The following is a 14,127-nucleotide window of genomic DNA, read 5'->3' on the forward strand; positions in this document are numbered from 1 at the left end:
GGCAGCATGTTGAAACAACAGCAACCATTTAAAGGCTTGGGCTTTCTGCTTCTTCTGGTTATTATGCTTATTTTTGCAAGTAAACTACCACAAAAGAGCGGAATTATTACCAACCAGGAGTTGATGCAGGCGATCGATAACGGGACAATAAAGTCAGCGACGATTCGCCAGAACGATCCACCCCCAACCGGTAGGATCGATATGGTCATGGAAGATGATTCTTCCAAACAGGCCAATGTGTCCAATGTCATCGAGATTCAAGATCGTTTGGACCGCAATGGGATTACCTATACAGTGGATGCGGTACAAAAGGAAAATTTATTCTTAATTATAACGCTTCCTTTAATCCTTACAGCAATGGCACTAGTTTTCTTAATGTTGTTAATGAATGCCAGAGCAGGGGCAGGAAGTGCCAATAACAAGATGATGAACTTCGGAAGAAGCCGGGCTCATCTTGCAAAGGACGCCAATAAGATAAATTTTGACAAGGTCGCAGGACTAGAAGAAGAAAAAGAAGAACTGGAAGAAGTAGTGGATTTTTTAAAGAATCCTCAAAAGTATACGGGGGTAGGTGCCCGTATTCCCAAGGGAATTCTCTTAGTAGGCCCTCCAGGAACGGGTAAGACGCTCTTGGCAAAGGCTGTAGCAGGGGAAGCCGGTGTTCCATTTTTCTCTATCTCTGGTTCCGATTTTGTGGAAATGTTTGTTGGAGTAGGAGCATCTAGGGTAAGAGATTTGTTTGAAGAAGGAAAAAAACATGCTCCATGTATTATTTTCATTGATGAGATTGATGCAGTGGCTCGCCGCAGAGGAACTGGTATGGGCGGTGGACACGACGAAAGAGAACAGACATTAAACCAGCTTTTGGTGGAGATGGATGGATTCGGTATCAATGAAGGAATTATCGTAATGGCAGCGACAAACCGTGTGGACATTTTAGATCCTGCAATCTTGCGTCCGGGACGTTTTGACCGGAAGGTAGCGGTTGGAAGACCTGACGTAAAAGGAAGAGAAGAGATACTAATGGTCCATTCCAAAGAAAAACCGCTGGGAGATGACGTAGATTTAAAGAGAGTTGCCCAGACGACCGCAGGATTTACAGGAGCGGATCTTGAAAATCTTATGAACGAGGCGGCGATCAATGCAGCGAGAAGAGGCAAACAGTTCATTAATCAGATGGATATCGATAAGGCGTTTATAAAAGTCGGTATTGGAGCGGAAAAAAAGAGCAAAATAATCACAGAAAAAGAAAAGAAAATTACCGCATATCACGAAGCAGGGCATGCTATTTTGTTCCACTTACTTCCAGATGTGGGGCCTGTGCATACCATCTCTATTATCCCTACGGGTGTCAGTGCGGCAGGGTATACGATGCCGTTGCCGGAGAATGATCAGATGTTCCGTACCAAAGGTAAGATGATTCAGGATATTATGGTTGATTTAGGCGGAAGAATCGCAGAAGAGATTATATTTGGTGACATTACAACAGGCGCTTCTCAGGATATCAAACAGGCGACTTCGATTGCACGTGCAATGGTGACTCAGTTTGGTATGTCGGAAAGTGTAGGAATGATCAATTATGACAGCGATGGCGATGAGGTATTTATCGGCCGTGATCTTGCCCATACAAAAAGTTATGGCGGTCAGGTTGCCAATACGATTGATAATGAAGTGAAACGAATTATTGATGAGTGTTACGACAAGGCAAAAGAAATCATTGTGAAACACGAAGATGTGCTTCATGCCTGCTGTAAACTGCTCATAGAGAAAGAAAAGATCGGTCAAGAGGAGTTTGAGAGTTTGTTTCTCAAAGAAATTTAATCTTTTGTGACCTGTATTCGTATAGAGATGCAGATTATTCGGTAAAATAGTTAAGTTTTACTGGAAAATCTGCATTTTTTTGTGTTTGATTTGATAGAATAAAAAAATGCATAAAAAACAAATATGAAAAAAAAGATGTTTGTGCACACTTATTTTTTTAGTTATGTTATATTATTACATGTAAACCCCCCCAATACATTATATAGTTTTTGCTACACCCCATAAGAAACGAAATACCTTCTCCAAAAAACGGTCAGCTACCCCGCTGACCGTTTTTTATTAAAATTGTGTCAGGGATAGAGGAATGAACTGGAAATAACAAAAAACTATTGATTTTTCTAGGTTCATATGTTAAAATAGTATTCGCTTACTTCATAAAGCATGGGCGGGTTCCCGAGCGGCCAAAGGGGGCAGACTGTAAATCTGTTGTCGACGACTTCGAAGGTTCGAATCCTTCTCCGCCCATTTAATAAAGAATATAAAAGCACGATGACTGTCTTTCGACCAGGTAGTCATCGTGCTTTTTTTGAGTTTTATGCCTGCAGGGCAGCCATGGTAAAATAGTTATAAGGCTGATTAAAATGAGGAAGGAAGAAGATATCAGTCAGTTTTAACCGATCGATGGTGACTTGCTCCTGAATAGCCAAAGAAAACAAATGGATCGCCATGGAGATGTCATATTCCGAGCATAACTGCGCTCCAAGGATAATGCGTGTCTTTTTATCATACACAATCCTGATTTTAACCTTGTAATTATCCTGTTCAATAAAAGCAGGTTTTTGGGTATCTTCATAGTCAGTAGCCGCTGCATCATACCCCAAAGATTTTGCTTTTTCCAAAGAAATACCAGTGGATACCATCTTTAAATTCCAGATGCAGATCCCATTTGATCCTTGAACTCCGTTGGATTCAAGGGGAGTCCCACACGCGTTGTGAGCGGCGACAATGCCAGAACGGACCGCATTGGTTGCCAGTGCAATGTAGCTGGTTTTTTGTATGGAATTGTCGAAGATGGTAGCGCAGTCTCCGATGGCATACACACCAGGAGCGCTGGTCTTCTGGTTTTTATCAACCAGATAGGCACCGTTTTTAAATAACGAAAGATCTTCCTTTCCCAGATAATTATTGGGGCGAAAACCAATTCCCCAAACCACCATATCTGCTGGGTATTCGTGTTTGTCTGTAACGACCTTCTCCACTTTGCCATTCCCCTCAAGTTTTGTAACGGTTTCGTTGTAAGCAAGACGAATGCCGTGATCGGATAAATTTTTAGACATAAGATCAGAAAATTCTGAATCGTAATAATTGGAGAGGCAGGTGTGCATGTTGTCGATCAGAGTCACATTTTTGCCAATTCGTTTGAATGCTTCTGCCAATTCTACACCGATATAACCAGCACCAACGACCACCACATGTTTCATCTCATTTTGATGCAGTTTCTTGATGACCTCTTCTGCATTCTGAAACAGCTTAACGAACTGGACATTCTCTAGTTGGGTCCCTGGGATCTTAGGAGTGATGGGAAGGGAACCGGTTGCTATAATTAATTTGTCATAGGATTCTTCATAAGTTTCGCCGTTTTTACCCGTAGCAGTAATTATTTTTTTTGAATAATCAACATGGTCAACTTTTGTTTCCAGATAAACCTTGGCCCCTTTTTGTTCAAATACGTCTTTGCTGCAGTAAAATAATCCGTCCGAGGAAGCGATCTGTTCACCGATCCACAATGCCATACCACACCCTAAGAAGCTGATGTTATCATTGGAATCAAAGACAATCACTTCTTTCTCCTTATAATTGTCTAAAATTGTGTTAATTGCAGCAGTTCCTGCGTGGTTTGCGCCAATCACGATAATACGTTCCATAAATGACCTCCTTATAGTACTTTTTCTTTATCATAACACATTGACAAAATAAAAACAATTATTATTATCGAAATAATATTTGATACCAATTGTGAAAAACAGTTGACAAGTTCGCCCCTATTTTGTATAATCGTTATGTTGTTCTGTGAACATATAGTAAGGGTTTAAACGAAGTGTTCATGGAATTGGTTTTGCCGGCGTGGCGGAACTGGCAGACGCACAGGACTTAAAATCCTGCGGGCTTAATCGCCCGTACCGGTTCGATTCCGGTCGCCGGCATATCGCATTAGATGAAAAAGACAGGAAGGCTTTCCGTGTTTTATGGAAAGCCTTCCTGTCTTTTTGTTTTCTTCATGTAGAATCCTAGAATATATAGAAATGGTAAAGATTGTAAAATGTTGGTAAAATGTCTACAGTTATCAAAAAAATGTTCGATATTACAGTTGGACCCTTTATTATTGATTGGAAAAGAGGTATCGATTGCACATTGGAGGAAGCATACATGAAGAGGAATCGTAAGGAAATAAAGAAAGAACTGATCCTATTTACTTTGGGCTGTATCATTTGCATTGTAATTGTTCTTTCTATAAGCTCCGTCTACCATTCCTATGACACGAACCGCAAGTCACTGGACAAGTGTCTGAGGGAAACATCGAAACTAGTATCAGAAAAAATCACCCAGCAGCTGGATGAATATTCGGTTATTGCCGAATCCATTGCATTGTATGAGAATGGAAGTTCTGGAAGAGAAGGGAACATGAGCCTGTTTTTAAACATCTCTAGTTCCCAATACGGATTGAATCAAATCGATATTGTATCAAAGGATGGGAAATCCTCGGTTAGTGGAAAATCTTATGAGGAGGATTCAGCCTATGTACAAGCAAAAAAAGGGGCTCCCTGTCTATCGGATCCCATGATTAACGAAAAAAAGGTTTCATTTGAATACGCTTATCCGTATGGAGATATTGTGGTAATTCTTGATTGTCCTTATTCTGTGTTTGAAAAAATTGTAGCAGATACAAAAATCGGAGAGACTGGAAGCACCTATCTCATAAACAAAGAAGGAACCAAAGTGGCACATAAGGATTATTCGCTTGTACTATCTGGGCAAAATTCCATAAACGATGCGAAGAAAAATCCAAATATGAATCAGGAAGCCGCAGATATGGAACGTTCCATGATTCAAGGGGAGTCAAATTTTGGCATTTTTCATGAAAATGGAGAGCGAAGAATTGCATCTTATACGCCAATTACAGGAACCAATGGCTGGTCTGTTAATGTAACGGCTTTGGAATCGGAATTTATGGCAGGGGTAAAAAACTCCATACTCAGTGCGGTGTTCTTGGGCTTGTTATCCATGATCGTGGCAACGTTGGCGATCATTAAAATTACCAACCGGATTACAAAACCCATAGGGCAGGTGGTGGAAGCCATGGATCGTTTCTCAGAAGGGGACTTAAATTTGGAACTGATTCATTTTCGGAATGATGAAATCGGTGGAATCGCTGAAAAGGTGAATGAAATGTCTGCAAAGTATCGAGAAATTATAACTGATATCTCCCGGTTTCTGCATGAAATTTCCTTTGGGAACCTTACCGCAGTCAGCGGTTGTGAGTATCCAGGAGAATTCGATGGAATCCGGCAATCCATGGAGGTGATCGCGTCTCGCCTGAATCAAACCATTCTTACGATTAAATCCTCTGCAAAAGAGGTTTCAACGAGTGCTGGGCAGGGAAAGGAAGGGGCACAGTCTCTGGCTGGAGGAACTTCAAAACAGTCAGCGGCCATTGAAGAGCTTCATGCCTCGATCTCCCAAGTCTTAGGGGAATCCGTAAAAAATGCAGACCGTGTGCGGCAGGCAACTGGTTACGTCAATGATTCTGGTAGAAAAGTAGAGGAAGGGAACCAGTATATGAAACACTTAAATGATGCCATGGGTGAGGTCGGGACTTTCTCTGAGAAAATTTCTGGTATCACTAAAATGATCGAGGAGATCGCGTTTCAGACAAACATTCTGGCACTGAATGCGGCAATAGAGGCAGCGAGAGCTGGCAGTGCAGGAAAAGGGTTTGGTGTGGTCGCCGATGAAGTGCGGAATCTGGCGGCAAAATCTGCTCAGGCGGCAAAGCAAACCAAGAGTTTGATTGAACATTCGGTACATGCGGTTTTAAAAGGGAAAAACTTAGCACTTGAGACGGATCAGATCCTTAAAGAGGTCTTGGAGCATTCGGGTCTTATTGAACAGGTGATTGGAGAGATTGAATCCGCTTCCAAAGAACAGGCACAGACAATGGATCAGATCAATCAAAGCCTATCCCTCGTATCCGAGGTGGTGCAGTCCAATACAGATAATGCAAGAGTAAGTTCCGATTACAGTGAAAGATTAGAGAGCCAGGCACGAGCACTTCAGGAGGAAGTATCTAAATTCACTCTTTCAGAAGAAATTTTACGTGGCATTCATTGATCGTACTTATAAAAAAGTCTTGTATTCTACCGAAAAGCAGAAACAAGACTTTTTAGATTGTAAAATATGAATTTAGACTTCTGCCTGAAAGAAACCGTGTAGGTTGCAGTAGGTATAGGCTGCTTTTGGGGAATCTCCATCTTCTAGCGTAAAGTGCGCCACAGGTTCACAATCTGCGCTTAAGTGGATTCTCATGGTACATCCGGCTATGGTTTCTAACATGACCCATGCGATGCTGTGTTCTTCAGTCATGGGATGAAAGATACTTCCAATCTTTACTGTCACATGGTTTTTATTCGTTTCAATCACGGGAACGTGTTTTTCTTTTGATGCATCAGAGGAATTTGGTTCCAATACTTCAAAGGGTTTCAAACTATCTGGTAGGGCTGCATTTGGTTCGCCCTGAATTGCTTCCAGAATAACATTGTGGTTTTTGTCTGTAAAAAATGTTGGTGTACGTTTCATTAGATCCTCCAATCTTAGAGTACGATATTCGTCCTACTACTGTTTAAAAGAATTCCCGAAAGTTGTAAAAACATACACTTAAGTTTGTTTCTTTATAAGATATCGGTTTTGTCTTAATTTTTTTAATAAATTAAAAAATAAATCTTGACAATTGAGGGAAATTCTTGTAAGATAATTGATGTTGCAGGAGAAAGGCCCAGATAGCTCAGTTGGTAGAGCAGAGGACTGAAAATCCTCGTGTCGCTGGTTCGATTCCGGCTTTGGGCATTGTGTATTTAACAATTCGCTCAGGAATTTAATGAAAACCCTATGCGGGTGTGGTTCAATGGTAGAACATCAGCCTTCCAAGCTGAAAACGTGGGTTCGATTCCCATCACCCGCTCTCTTATGAACCGGACAGTCTTATTTGAAAGACTGTCCGGTTTTTTTGCATCGATAAAACCTGATTGCGATAATTAATATTAGGATTACAAAAATAATAAAAAACAAGTTACATAACGAATATTGTAACCCCGTGTAATCTGTGATATAATTTTTATGATTTGTTTTTGCTTCGGAGATTCAGAGGAATTGCCGACAGGATTGAACAAGGAGAGATCATGAAAAAAAGAATATACGATTTGATAGTCGTTTGTTTTTTGATGAGTTTCATTTTTGGCTGTAGCCAAATAGGTAATGGGGAGACGTCCGTTGCAGCTGAGCCTGAAACCCCACGTGTAACAACTGTAGAAGATGGAAAGTTTACCATTTGTTTTCCAGGAAAAGCGAATGAAAGCATGGAGACGCTAGAGTTATCCGAAGGAAAGACGGAAATTCACAGTTATTTTTTGCAATTAGAGCATACCGCCTATAATTTCGCCTACAATGATTATCCAGAAGGTTCAGTGAAAGATGCGTTTACCGTATTGGAAAATGCTATTACAAGTCTGCCAGAGGGAGTAGAGGAGAGTAAGGATATTACCTTAGGAAAGTATCCGGGGAAAGATTTAAAATACAAGGTAACGTCGGGGGATGAGTCGATTACCGTTTACCAGAGAATTTATATCGTGGGGGATCGGATGTATCAGATTCAATATATGGCAGATTCTGATGAGATAAATCCGAAGAAGGATCTCTTTTTTGATTCTTTTGTTTTGACAAAATAAAGGAGACCTCTTGCATTTTATATGTCGATATGCTATAATTCTTGTGTTATTGGAATTTAATATTTAAAAAGTATGTATGCGCGAGTGGCTCAGTGGTGGAGCACGACCTTGCCAAGGTCGGGGCCGCGGGTTCGAGTCCCGTCTCGCGCTCTCAAGAATAGCGAGTGTTTATGAGGGTTTCCGGTTTTCGGAGGCTCTTTTTGTTTCGCTTTGTTTTAAAATAATGTTGAAATATAAGAATCTATCTTTCACCTAATAATTCTAATGCTTCATAAGCCATTGTCAAAATATTATGCGGAATGTCATATGCGTTTTTCAAATCTTCGTTACTATACCATTTGAGCAAATTAGATTCCCCATTTCCTGGTAATGTGTCAAAAGAATTTGCAGTTGCATAATAAACAAAGTCTATATGATAATGTTCTGGATTTATTTCACCCCAAATTGTGTACATAGGATTTATTAGCAATTTTTCTCCTGCCAATTCGCATGAATTTTTAAGTTGCTGATTAAATGGATTGTATAGATTTATTTTTAAACCCGATTCTTCTTGTTCTTCACGAATACATGCTTCCTCTGGCAATTCATTTAATTCTATATGCCCACCGAAAGGGAGTATTTTTTTTGCCTTTTTATGTAAATGTAATAATGCTTTATTTTTATGTACTATATATATAGAAACTGTAAAATGTCTATCCATAATTATGTTCCCCTCAATAATTAAATTTTAATAATACTTACTATAACATAATTTACAATGCGTTATCTAATAGAATATCCATTAAGTGTGGATGATCATCTGAATGAGAACACCAACATGACTTGGACTTCTTCCAACGATACCATTGCTCAGGTTGATGCAAACGGTGTGGTTACGGGACGTGGGATGTCATGGATTCATCCGTAGCTACCGTATCCAGCAAAGGGGTTGTGACTGCAAAATGCAAGGGATTAACCGTAGCAGTCTCAAAAAATACAGATGGAACGATGGTTGGACAGGTTTATATCAGAGTAAGAGTATAACGAATAAAGGAACATACAAAGAGGGGCGAGATTCGCCTCTTTTTATACCTAAAAAACAACTGCCTATCTTGGCATTCATACGAACCTGAAATAAGAATTCCTTCTATAGTTGAAAACATATGTTATAATAGCAGCAGTATTATTAGAAACGGAAGGGAGTATTAAATGGAGATCAAAAACATAGAAAAATTACTAGAACCGTTTATTTGGAACGATGCCGCTGGTTTAACCACCAAGTCATTGGGGGAAGCTGCTGGAAGTGAAAAGATTTATGTAAACATTGATTCTGTCCCACCAAAAGCCTATAGTACAAGATATCACAGCCATTCTCAACAGGAAGAGTTTTTCCTTATCCTATCCGGTACGGGCACGATCCGGCTAAACGACGAGGAGATAACGGTCCGCAAAGGAGATTTCATAGCAAAACCAGCTGGAAAGAACATCACCCACACTTTTTATAATTCCAGTGATGAGATGTTGACGATTTTAGATATTGGTACCAATGAAACGGAAGATACCTGTTATTACCCGGATGAGGACATGTACATGCAAAAGTCCAATGGAGTAAGGCGAATTTTTAAAGGAACGGATTTGAATGCTTCCTGGGCTCCAGACCCAAATCCAAGTAAATCAGAAAATTAAGGCAAATAGCTATTGACAAATCGAACTGTAACTTTTATAATAACAGTAATAAGATAAATAAAACAACAATACATTAGATATGATATAACTAGGCATAATCCATAGAGTAAGATAAAACAATTGGAAAGAACCTACTATTTAAGAAAGCATTCACATCATGTATTATGAAGGAGGAACATAACATGGGAATCGTAACATTATCAAAACAGAATTTTGACGACGAAGTAGTAAATAACAAAGGGGTTGTACTGGTAGATTTCTGGGCAACCTGGTGTGGTCCTTGTAAGATGTTTGCACCAGTGATGGATGAGATCGCATCTGAGAATCATCCAGATTTAAAAGTAGGGAAAATTGATGTAGACAATGAACCGGATCTGGCAAGTCAGTTTAAGGTTATGAGTATTCCGACCGTTGGAATCTTTAAAGATGGAAAACTGGTATCAACCTCAGTTGGTGTAAAGTCTAAAAAAGAAATTATGCAGATGGTCGATCAGTTAAAGTAATATAGGAATACGAGATCGCAGGTCATTCAGTCGTCTGAAAGACCTGCGGTCTTTTTTTGTGTTTTCTCCCAGATCGTAAAGATGGTATTGACATTCCCCTATAGAGGAAGGATTATACTGGTGTTACATATAGATCAAATGTTAGAAAAAAGAGAAAATCTACCAAAGAACACATTAACAATGTCAATGTTTATGGGGGTTTACATGAAAGAAGAAAAACTATATTCAATTGGGGAAGTGAGTAAGATCTGCAACATCTCAGCAAAAGCTTTGCGTTTCTATGACAAGATCGGGATTATATCCCCTGATCACATCTGTAAGGAGAATAGTTACCGCTACTATAACAAAGAAAAACTTCTAACCGTTCCCATTGTGAAATATTACAAACAAATGGGTTTTAAATTAGAAGAGATGCAGGGGATGGTGGAAGGGAACACTTACTATTATCTCGAACAGAATTTTCGATACAAAATTGACCAGCTGCGTCTTCAGGAGCAGCAGATTCACAACAGCTTCGTGGCGGTTAAGGACTGGTATGAGCTGATTCAGGAAGCAAAGATGGTGCGTCAGATTAACGTCCAGGAAGTTTCCGTCAAATACTTGCAGGAAGCTATTTTCTGCAGTATGCAGCATAAGTTTGACTATAATTATATGGAAACCATCATTAATATTGAATGGACGAACCATCTTGAGAAGAAAGAGAATGAGATCACAGGACCTGTGGTCCTTAAGTTTGACTCTTTCATTGAGAAGATGGAAGGAAAATGCACCAAAACCACCATTATGCAGGAGGCCATACATCCGTGTCTTGGATGTACCAACCGGTTAGCCTATGGTGGGATCATGGCGGCTTCTGTCTATCATATCGGCAAACATGAGACCATTGATGAAGAGTATGAAAAAATCAGAAGATGGGCCGATAAGAAAGGCTATCAGTGCAGCGAGGAAAGTTTTGAACGGTATGTGGTGGATTATTGGACCACCAGAGAACCAGAACAATTTGTAACAGAAATAATCGTGCCGATTCGTCGGATATAGAAAATTTTTACGCTCTGTGGATACAACCTTTTTTTAAAAGATTGTATCTGCAGGGCGTTTTCTAGTTAAACCAAAAAAGAAATATCTAAAATAATAGTTGACATTCCCCCTAAGGGGAGGATTTATACTAAATGTATAGAAAAACGCATCCAGTCAAAAGGAATTTAGTAATATTAACAGACGGCATGCAAATTCTTAACGTTTTCAGCTGAACGTAAATCAAGAAAAGGCAATCGAAACAATTTAATTTTGTGCAGCATTCAAACGGGGAAGGAAAATTAAATGAAAGAAGCACGAGAGAAATTTAGGAAGATTGGGATCACCAATGGCCTTGTATCTGGGATCACTTATGGACTTTATACCACGTTAGTTCTTCTTGCAGGTTACTACAAGCCGCTTGTTGGGGCTACAGGAATCTTAGCAGCAGCCTATGTAATGTCTGGTTTAAATGATTTGTTTGCCGGCATCTGGCTAACCATTTATAACTTAAAGACGGGAAGAATGCGGGAGCTAGTTCGAAGTGTAAAATTATATCCGGGAAAAATCATTCTTTTGGGATCTCTGATTGGAGGACCCATAGCCAGTGGCGCTTATTTAATGGCACTTGCCATGGCGGGAGCCTATGCGATCCCCATATCAGCCATGAATATTCTGTTTGGAGCACTGTTTGCCAGAGTCTTATTAAAACAAAAAATTGTTCCAAGAGTAGGGGTTGGTATGATGATTTGTGTGGCAGGTGCCATTGTAATTAACTGGGTCAAACCAGAAGGAAGCCAAAACTTTACACTTGGTATCATTTGTGCATTCGTTGCAGCCATCGGCTGGGCACTTGAGGCAGTGTTAGCGGCCTATGGAAGTGCCATGCTAGATAGTGACGTCGTAATTAATATCCGCCAGCTTTTGTCCGGAACGGTAGATTTGTTTGTCATTCTTCCACTGGTAGGAGGAATGGGACTACTAAAGGGAACGATGTTTTCCCTGTCACCGATGCTTTGCCTTGCAATTTCCGGTCTATGTGCGGGCATATCCTATCTGTGTTGGTATAAATCAAACAGTACGGCAGGATGTGCCATAGGAATGTCACTGAATATTACCTACGCGTTTTGGGGCGTGTTGTTTTGTATCTTATTTGTGAATCAACCAGTGACCCCTACGATAATAACGGGTTCCATTATCATCATCATTGGTGCAGTTTTAGTATCTGTAAACCCATTTGAATTATTAAATAAAAAGGAGGAATTAAGCAATGAAGTATGATGCATTAGGAATGATTGAAACCAAAGGATTAATTGGCTCAGTAGAAGCCGCAGACGCTATGGTGAAGGCTGCAAACGTGACTCTTTTAGGGAAAGAATTTGTGGGAGGCGGTATTGTAACCGTTATGGTAAGAGGAGATGTGGGAGCAGTAAAAGCTGCAACCGATGCAGGAGCAGCTGCAGCACAGAGGGTAGGAGAACTCTTATCCGTGCACGTAATTCCAAGACCTCACGCAGAAGTGGAAGCCATTCTTCCAAAGGACAAAAAGGAGAGTAAAGAATGAACAATCAGGCAATAACATCTGCGACAGCGGATGGTAAAATGGCGACAATTAATAAAAAATTTAGGACCACTGGAATGACAACCGGTGCATTATCAGGACTTACCTACGGAATCTATACGGTTCTCGTACTGGTAGCCGGTTATTATAAACCACTTGCTGGAGCGGCAGGAGTTTTAGCAGGACCCTATGTATGTTCCGGTTTGAATGATCTTTTTGCGGGAATTTGGTTGACTGCATACAATGCAAAAAGCGGTCGGCTTCGTGAAATGGGCAGAAGTCTAAATACATTCCCTGGAAAAATGATCGTAATCGGTTCTATATTAGGGGGACCTATTGCCAATGGTGCCTATCTGGTTGGACTTGCCCTGGCAGGAGCCTATGCAATTCCAATCTCTGCACTGTGCAGCCTTTTTGGAGCCATTTTTGCCTGGATTTTTCTGAAACAAAAGATCACAAAACGGGTTATGGTTGGTATGCTCGTATGCGTAGGTGGTGCCATTATCATCAACTGGGCAAAACCAGAAGGCAGTGATAACTTTACACTGGGAATTATCTTTAGCTTTGTGGCTGCAATCTGCTGGGCACTGGAAGGAGTTTTTTCCACCTATGGCGGAGCCATGATCGACACCGATGTTGCAGTAAACTTACGTCAGCTAATCTCTGGATTCGTAGACTTGTTTATCATTCTTCCAATCGTTGGGGGAGTAGCAGGAATGGGACTCTTAGGCGGGACCCTTTTGGCTGGAATTCCAGCAATCTGGCTTGCCATCGCTGGTCTGAGCGCAGCCGTATCCTTCCTCTGCTGGTATAAAAGCAACTCCACAGTTGGTTGTGCGGTTGGAATGTCCTTAAATGTAACCTATGCTTTTTGGGGTGTATTCTTCTGTATCCTGTTTTTGGGACAAGCAGTAACTCCTCAGATTATCATTGGATCCGTTGTTATCGTCCTTGGTGCGATTGTGGTTACCATGAATCCACTGGATTTATTTAGGAAAGGGGTATAAAAACATGTTATTACCTGCAAGAACAGCAGTACTAAATTATTTATATGGAGTAAAAAATGCAAATATAAATCAGATTATGGAAGCGTTGGAGTCCCAGTATGGCGGAGAACGCCAGTTTACAAAAGATCGTTATTTGGACCATGTCATGTCTTTGGAAGCAAATGGACTGGTGACATTAAATAGCTATGATTTAGATTCTAATGGGGAATTACGCATGTGCTATGAAATCAACGACGATGGCAGAAATGCCGTTGACAAATACGTGGACAAAAGATACCGAAATCAAAAATAGAGCGAAGGAGGGCATGAGCTTGAGATATTGCGGAGAAGATGCATTAGGTCTGGTTGAGACCATCGGACTGGTTCCAGCACTAGAAGCGGCAGATAAGATGTTAAAGGCAGCAGACGTGGAATTGGTCTCTTACGAAAATGTAGGTTCTACCCTGGTTACCATTATGGTAAAAGGGGATGTGGCAGCTGTTCGTTCATCGGTAGAGGCAGGTGCACAAGCCGCCGCAGCAATCGGTAAACTGACAGCAAAGAACGTGATGCCAAGACCAATCAAAGAAGTTGGTGACATTGTATCGGTACACGATATTGATGCATGAAGAAAGGAA

At 40.6% G+C, this 14,127-nt stretch carries 16 protein-coding genes and 5 tRNA genes; 18 read left to right on the top strand and 3 right to left on the bottom strand.

Annotation, left to right across the window (positions count from 1 at the left end; all coding sequences use genetic code 11):
* Window positions 1–6 precede the first annotated feature (6 nt).
* Together ftsH and EFT72_RS04970 are read left to right on the top strand one after the other, a co-directional pair.
* A complete protein-coding gene (ftsH, locus tag EFT72_RS04965) occupies window positions 7–1,821 on the top strand; it encodes an ATP-dependent zinc metalloprotease FtsH (RefSeq protein ID WP_347561843.1) in 1,815 nt (604 codons plus the stop codon).
* A gap of 383 nt (window positions 1,822–2,204) precedes the next feature.
* Window positions 2,205–2,286, top strand: a tRNA-Tyr gene (locus EFT72_RS04970).
* 68 nt (window positions 2,287–2,354) lie between these two features.
* Here EFT72_RS04970 and EFT72_RS04975 read toward each other — a convergent pair.
* Window positions 2,355–3,686 carry an FAD-dependent oxidoreductase gene (locus tag EFT72_RS04975; protein WP_124065805.1) on the bottom strand — a complete coding sequence of 444 codons (1,332 nt, stop codon included), beginning with the start codon at window positions 3,684–3,686 and terminating at the stop codon, window positions 2,355–2,357.
* 193 nt (window positions 3,687–3,879) lie between these two features.
* Here EFT72_RS04975 and EFT72_RS04980 point away from each other — a divergent pair.
* A tRNA-Leu gene (locus tag EFT72_RS04980) sits at window positions 3,880–3,965 on the top strand.
* Between the two features lie 223 nt (window positions 3,966–4,188).
* Complete coding sequence (locus EFT72_RS04985) at window positions 4,189–6,150, top strand: methyl-accepting chemotaxis protein (RefSeq protein ID WP_124065806.1); 1,962 nt, start codon at window positions 4,189–4,191, stop codon at window positions 6,148–6,150.
* Window positions 6,151–6,222: 72 nt separating this feature from the next.
* Here the strand turns inward: EFT72_RS04985 and EFT72_RS04990 are convergent, their stop codons facing one another.
* Entirely contained in the window at window positions 6,223–6,615 is a 393-nt protein-coding gene (locus tag EFT72_RS04990; protein WP_124065807.1) for a desulfoferrodoxin family protein, read from the bottom strand.
* Window positions 6,616–6,809: 194 nt separating this feature from the next.
* Between EFT72_RS04990 and EFT72_RS04995 the strand changes: the two genes are divergently transcribed.
* From EFT72_RS04995 to EFT72_RS05010, 4 genes are all read left to right on the top strand, one after another.
* A tRNA-Phe gene (locus EFT72_RS04995) sits at window positions 6,810–6,882 on the top strand.
* Between the two features lie 44 nt (window positions 6,883–6,926).
* Window positions 6,927–6,997: transfer RNA gene (locus tag EFT72_RS05000), tRNA-Gly, on the top strand.
* A gap of 217 nt (window positions 6,998–7,214) precedes the next feature.
* Window positions 7,215–7,760, top strand: coding sequence for a hypothetical protein (locus EFT72_RS05005; protein WP_124065808.1), 546 nt, complete (start codon window positions 7,215–7,217; stop codon window positions 7,758–7,760).
* A gap of 78 nt (window positions 7,761–7,838) precedes the next feature.
* Window positions 7,839–7,910, top strand: a tRNA-Gly gene (locus tag EFT72_RS05010).
* 91 nt (window positions 7,911–8,001) lie between these two features.
* On the opposite strand, the gene EFT72_RS05015 is transcribed toward EFT72_RS05010, so the two are convergent.
* A complete protein-coding gene (locus EFT72_RS05015; RefSeq protein ID WP_124065809.1) occupies window positions 8,002–8,460 on the bottom strand; it encodes an NUDIX domain-containing protein in 459 nt (152 codons plus the stop codon).
* Window positions 8,461–8,517: 57 nt separating this feature from the next.
* Here EFT72_RS05015 and EFT72_RS19450 point away from each other — a divergent pair, with 57 nt between their 5' ends.
* The 10 genes from EFT72_RS19450 to EFT72_RS05060 all read left to right on the top strand — a co-directional run bounded on the left by EFT72_RS19450 (window position 8,518) and on the right by EFT72_RS05060 (window position 14,118).
* Complete coding sequence (locus tag EFT72_RS19450) at window positions 8,518–8,667, top strand: Ig-like domain-containing protein (protein ID WP_124065810.1); 150 nt, start codon at window positions 8,518–8,520, stop codon at window positions 8,665–8,667.
* Window positions 8,652–8,783 carry a hypothetical protein gene (locus EFT72_RS19770; protein ID WP_279221961.1) on the top strand — a complete coding sequence of 44 codons (132 nt, stop codon included), beginning with the start codon at window positions 8,652–8,654 and terminating at the stop codon, window positions 8,781–8,783. The genes EFT72_RS19450 and EFT72_RS19770 overlap by 16 nt, the downstream gene beginning before the upstream one ends.
* A gap of 165 nt (window positions 8,784–8,948) precedes the next feature.
* The gene (locus EFT72_RS05025) at window positions 8,949–9,425 is read left to right on the top strand and encodes a cupin domain-containing protein (protein WP_124065811.1); all 477 of its coding nucleotides are present in this window, start codon (window positions 8,949–8,951) and stop codon (window positions 9,423–9,425) included.
* Between the two features lie 182 nt (window positions 9,426–9,607).
* Window positions 9,608–9,928, top strand: a complete 321-nt coding sequence (trxA, locus tag EFT72_RS05030) for a thioredoxin (RefSeq protein ID WP_124065812.1) — start codon at window positions 9,608–9,610, stop codon at window positions 9,926–9,928.
* A gap of 204 nt (window positions 9,929–10,132) precedes the next feature.
* A complete protein-coding gene (locus EFT72_RS05035) occupies window positions 10,133–10,966 on the top strand; it encodes a MerR family transcriptional regulator (RefSeq protein WP_124065813.1) in 834 nt (277 codons plus the stop codon).
* A gap of 282 nt (window positions 10,967–11,248) precedes the next feature.
* Window positions 11,249–12,223 (top strand): DMT family transporter, encoded by a 975-nt coding sequence (locus EFT72_RS05040; RefSeq protein ID WP_124065814.1) that lies wholly within the window; start codon window positions 11,249–11,251, stop codon window positions 12,221–12,223.
* A complete protein-coding gene (locus tag EFT72_RS05045; protein ID WP_124065815.1) occupies window positions 12,213–12,506 on the top strand; it encodes a BMC domain-containing protein in 294 nt (97 codons plus the stop codon). The genes EFT72_RS05040 and EFT72_RS05045 overlap by 11 nt, the downstream gene beginning before the upstream one ends.
* On the top strand, window positions 12,503–13,510 hold the full coding sequence (locus tag EFT72_RS05050; RefSeq protein ID WP_124065816.1) for a DMT family transporter: 1,008 nt from the start codon (window positions 12,503–12,505) through the stop codon (window positions 13,508–13,510). Before EFT72_RS05045 ends, EFT72_RS05050 begins: the two co-directional genes overlap by 4 nt.
* Window positions 13,511–13,514: 4 nt before the next feature.
* On the top strand, window positions 13,515–13,802 hold the full coding sequence (locus EFT72_RS05055) for a helix-turn-helix transcriptional regulator (protein ID WP_124065817.1): 288 nt from the start codon (window positions 13,515–13,517) through the stop codon (window positions 13,800–13,802).
* Window positions 13,803–13,821: 19 nt separating this feature from the next.
* Entirely contained in the window at window positions 13,822–14,118 is a 297-nt protein-coding gene (locus EFT72_RS05060; protein ID WP_124065818.1) for a BMC domain-containing protein, read from the top strand.
* Window positions 14,119–14,127: the final 9 nt, after the last annotated feature.

Source organism: Clostridium sp. E02 (assembly GCF_003833015.1).
Classification (GTDB): Bacteria; Bacillota; Clostridia; order Lachnospirales; family Lachnospiraceae; genus Lacrimispora.

Coding starts and splice junctions, on each gene's coding strand:
- ftsH (WP_347561843.1), top strand. CDS start 7: ATGTTGAAACAACAGCAACCATTTAAAGGCTTGGGCTTTCTGCTTCTT.
- EFT72_RS04975 (WP_124065805.1), bottom strand. CDS start 3,686: ATGGAACGTATTATCGTGATTGGCGCAAACCACGCAGGAACTGCTGCA.
- EFT72_RS04985 (WP_124065806.1), top strand. CDS start 4,189: ATGAAGAGGAATCGTAAGGAAATAAAGAAAGAACTGATCCTATTTACT.
- EFT72_RS04990 (WP_124065807.1), bottom strand. CDS start 6,615: ATGAAACGTACACCAACATTTTTTACAGACAAAAACCACAATGTTATT.
- EFT72_RS05005 (WP_124065808.1), top strand. CDS start 7,215: ATGAAAAAAAGAATATACGATTTGATAGTCGTTTGTTTTTTGATGAGT.
- EFT72_RS05015 (WP_124065809.1), bottom strand. CDS start 8,460: ATGGATAGACATTTTACAGTTTCTATATATATAGTACATAAAAATAAA.
- EFT72_RS19450 (WP_124065810.1), top strand. CDS start 8,518: ATGCGTTATCTAATAGAATATCCATTAAGTGTGGATGATCATCTGAAT.
- EFT72_RS19770 (WP_279221961.1), top strand. CDS start 8,652: ATGGATTCATCCGTAGCTACCGTATCCAGCAAAGGGGTTGTGACTGCA.
- EFT72_RS05025 (WP_124065811.1), top strand. CDS start 8,949: ATGGAGATCAAAAACATAGAAAAATTACTAGAACCGTTTATTTGGAAC.
- trxA (WP_124065812.1), top strand. CDS start 9,608: ATGGGAATCGTAACATTATCAAAACAGAATTTTGACGACGAAGTAGTA.
- EFT72_RS05035 (WP_124065813.1), top strand. CDS start 10,133: ATGAAAGAAGAAAAACTATATTCAATTGGGGAAGTGAGTAAGATCTGC.
- EFT72_RS05040 (WP_124065814.1), top strand. CDS start 11,249: ATGAAAGAAGCACGAGAGAAATTTAGGAAGATTGGGATCACCAATGGC.
- EFT72_RS05045 (WP_124065815.1), top strand. CDS start 12,213: ATGAAGTATGATGCATTAGGAATGATTGAAACCAAAGGATTAATTGGC.
- EFT72_RS05050 (WP_124065816.1), top strand. CDS start 12,503: ATGAACAATCAGGCAATAACATCTGCGACAGCGGATGGTAAAATGGCG.
- EFT72_RS05055 (WP_124065817.1), top strand. CDS start 13,515: ATGTTATTACCTGCAAGAACAGCAGTACTAAATTATTTATATGGAGTA.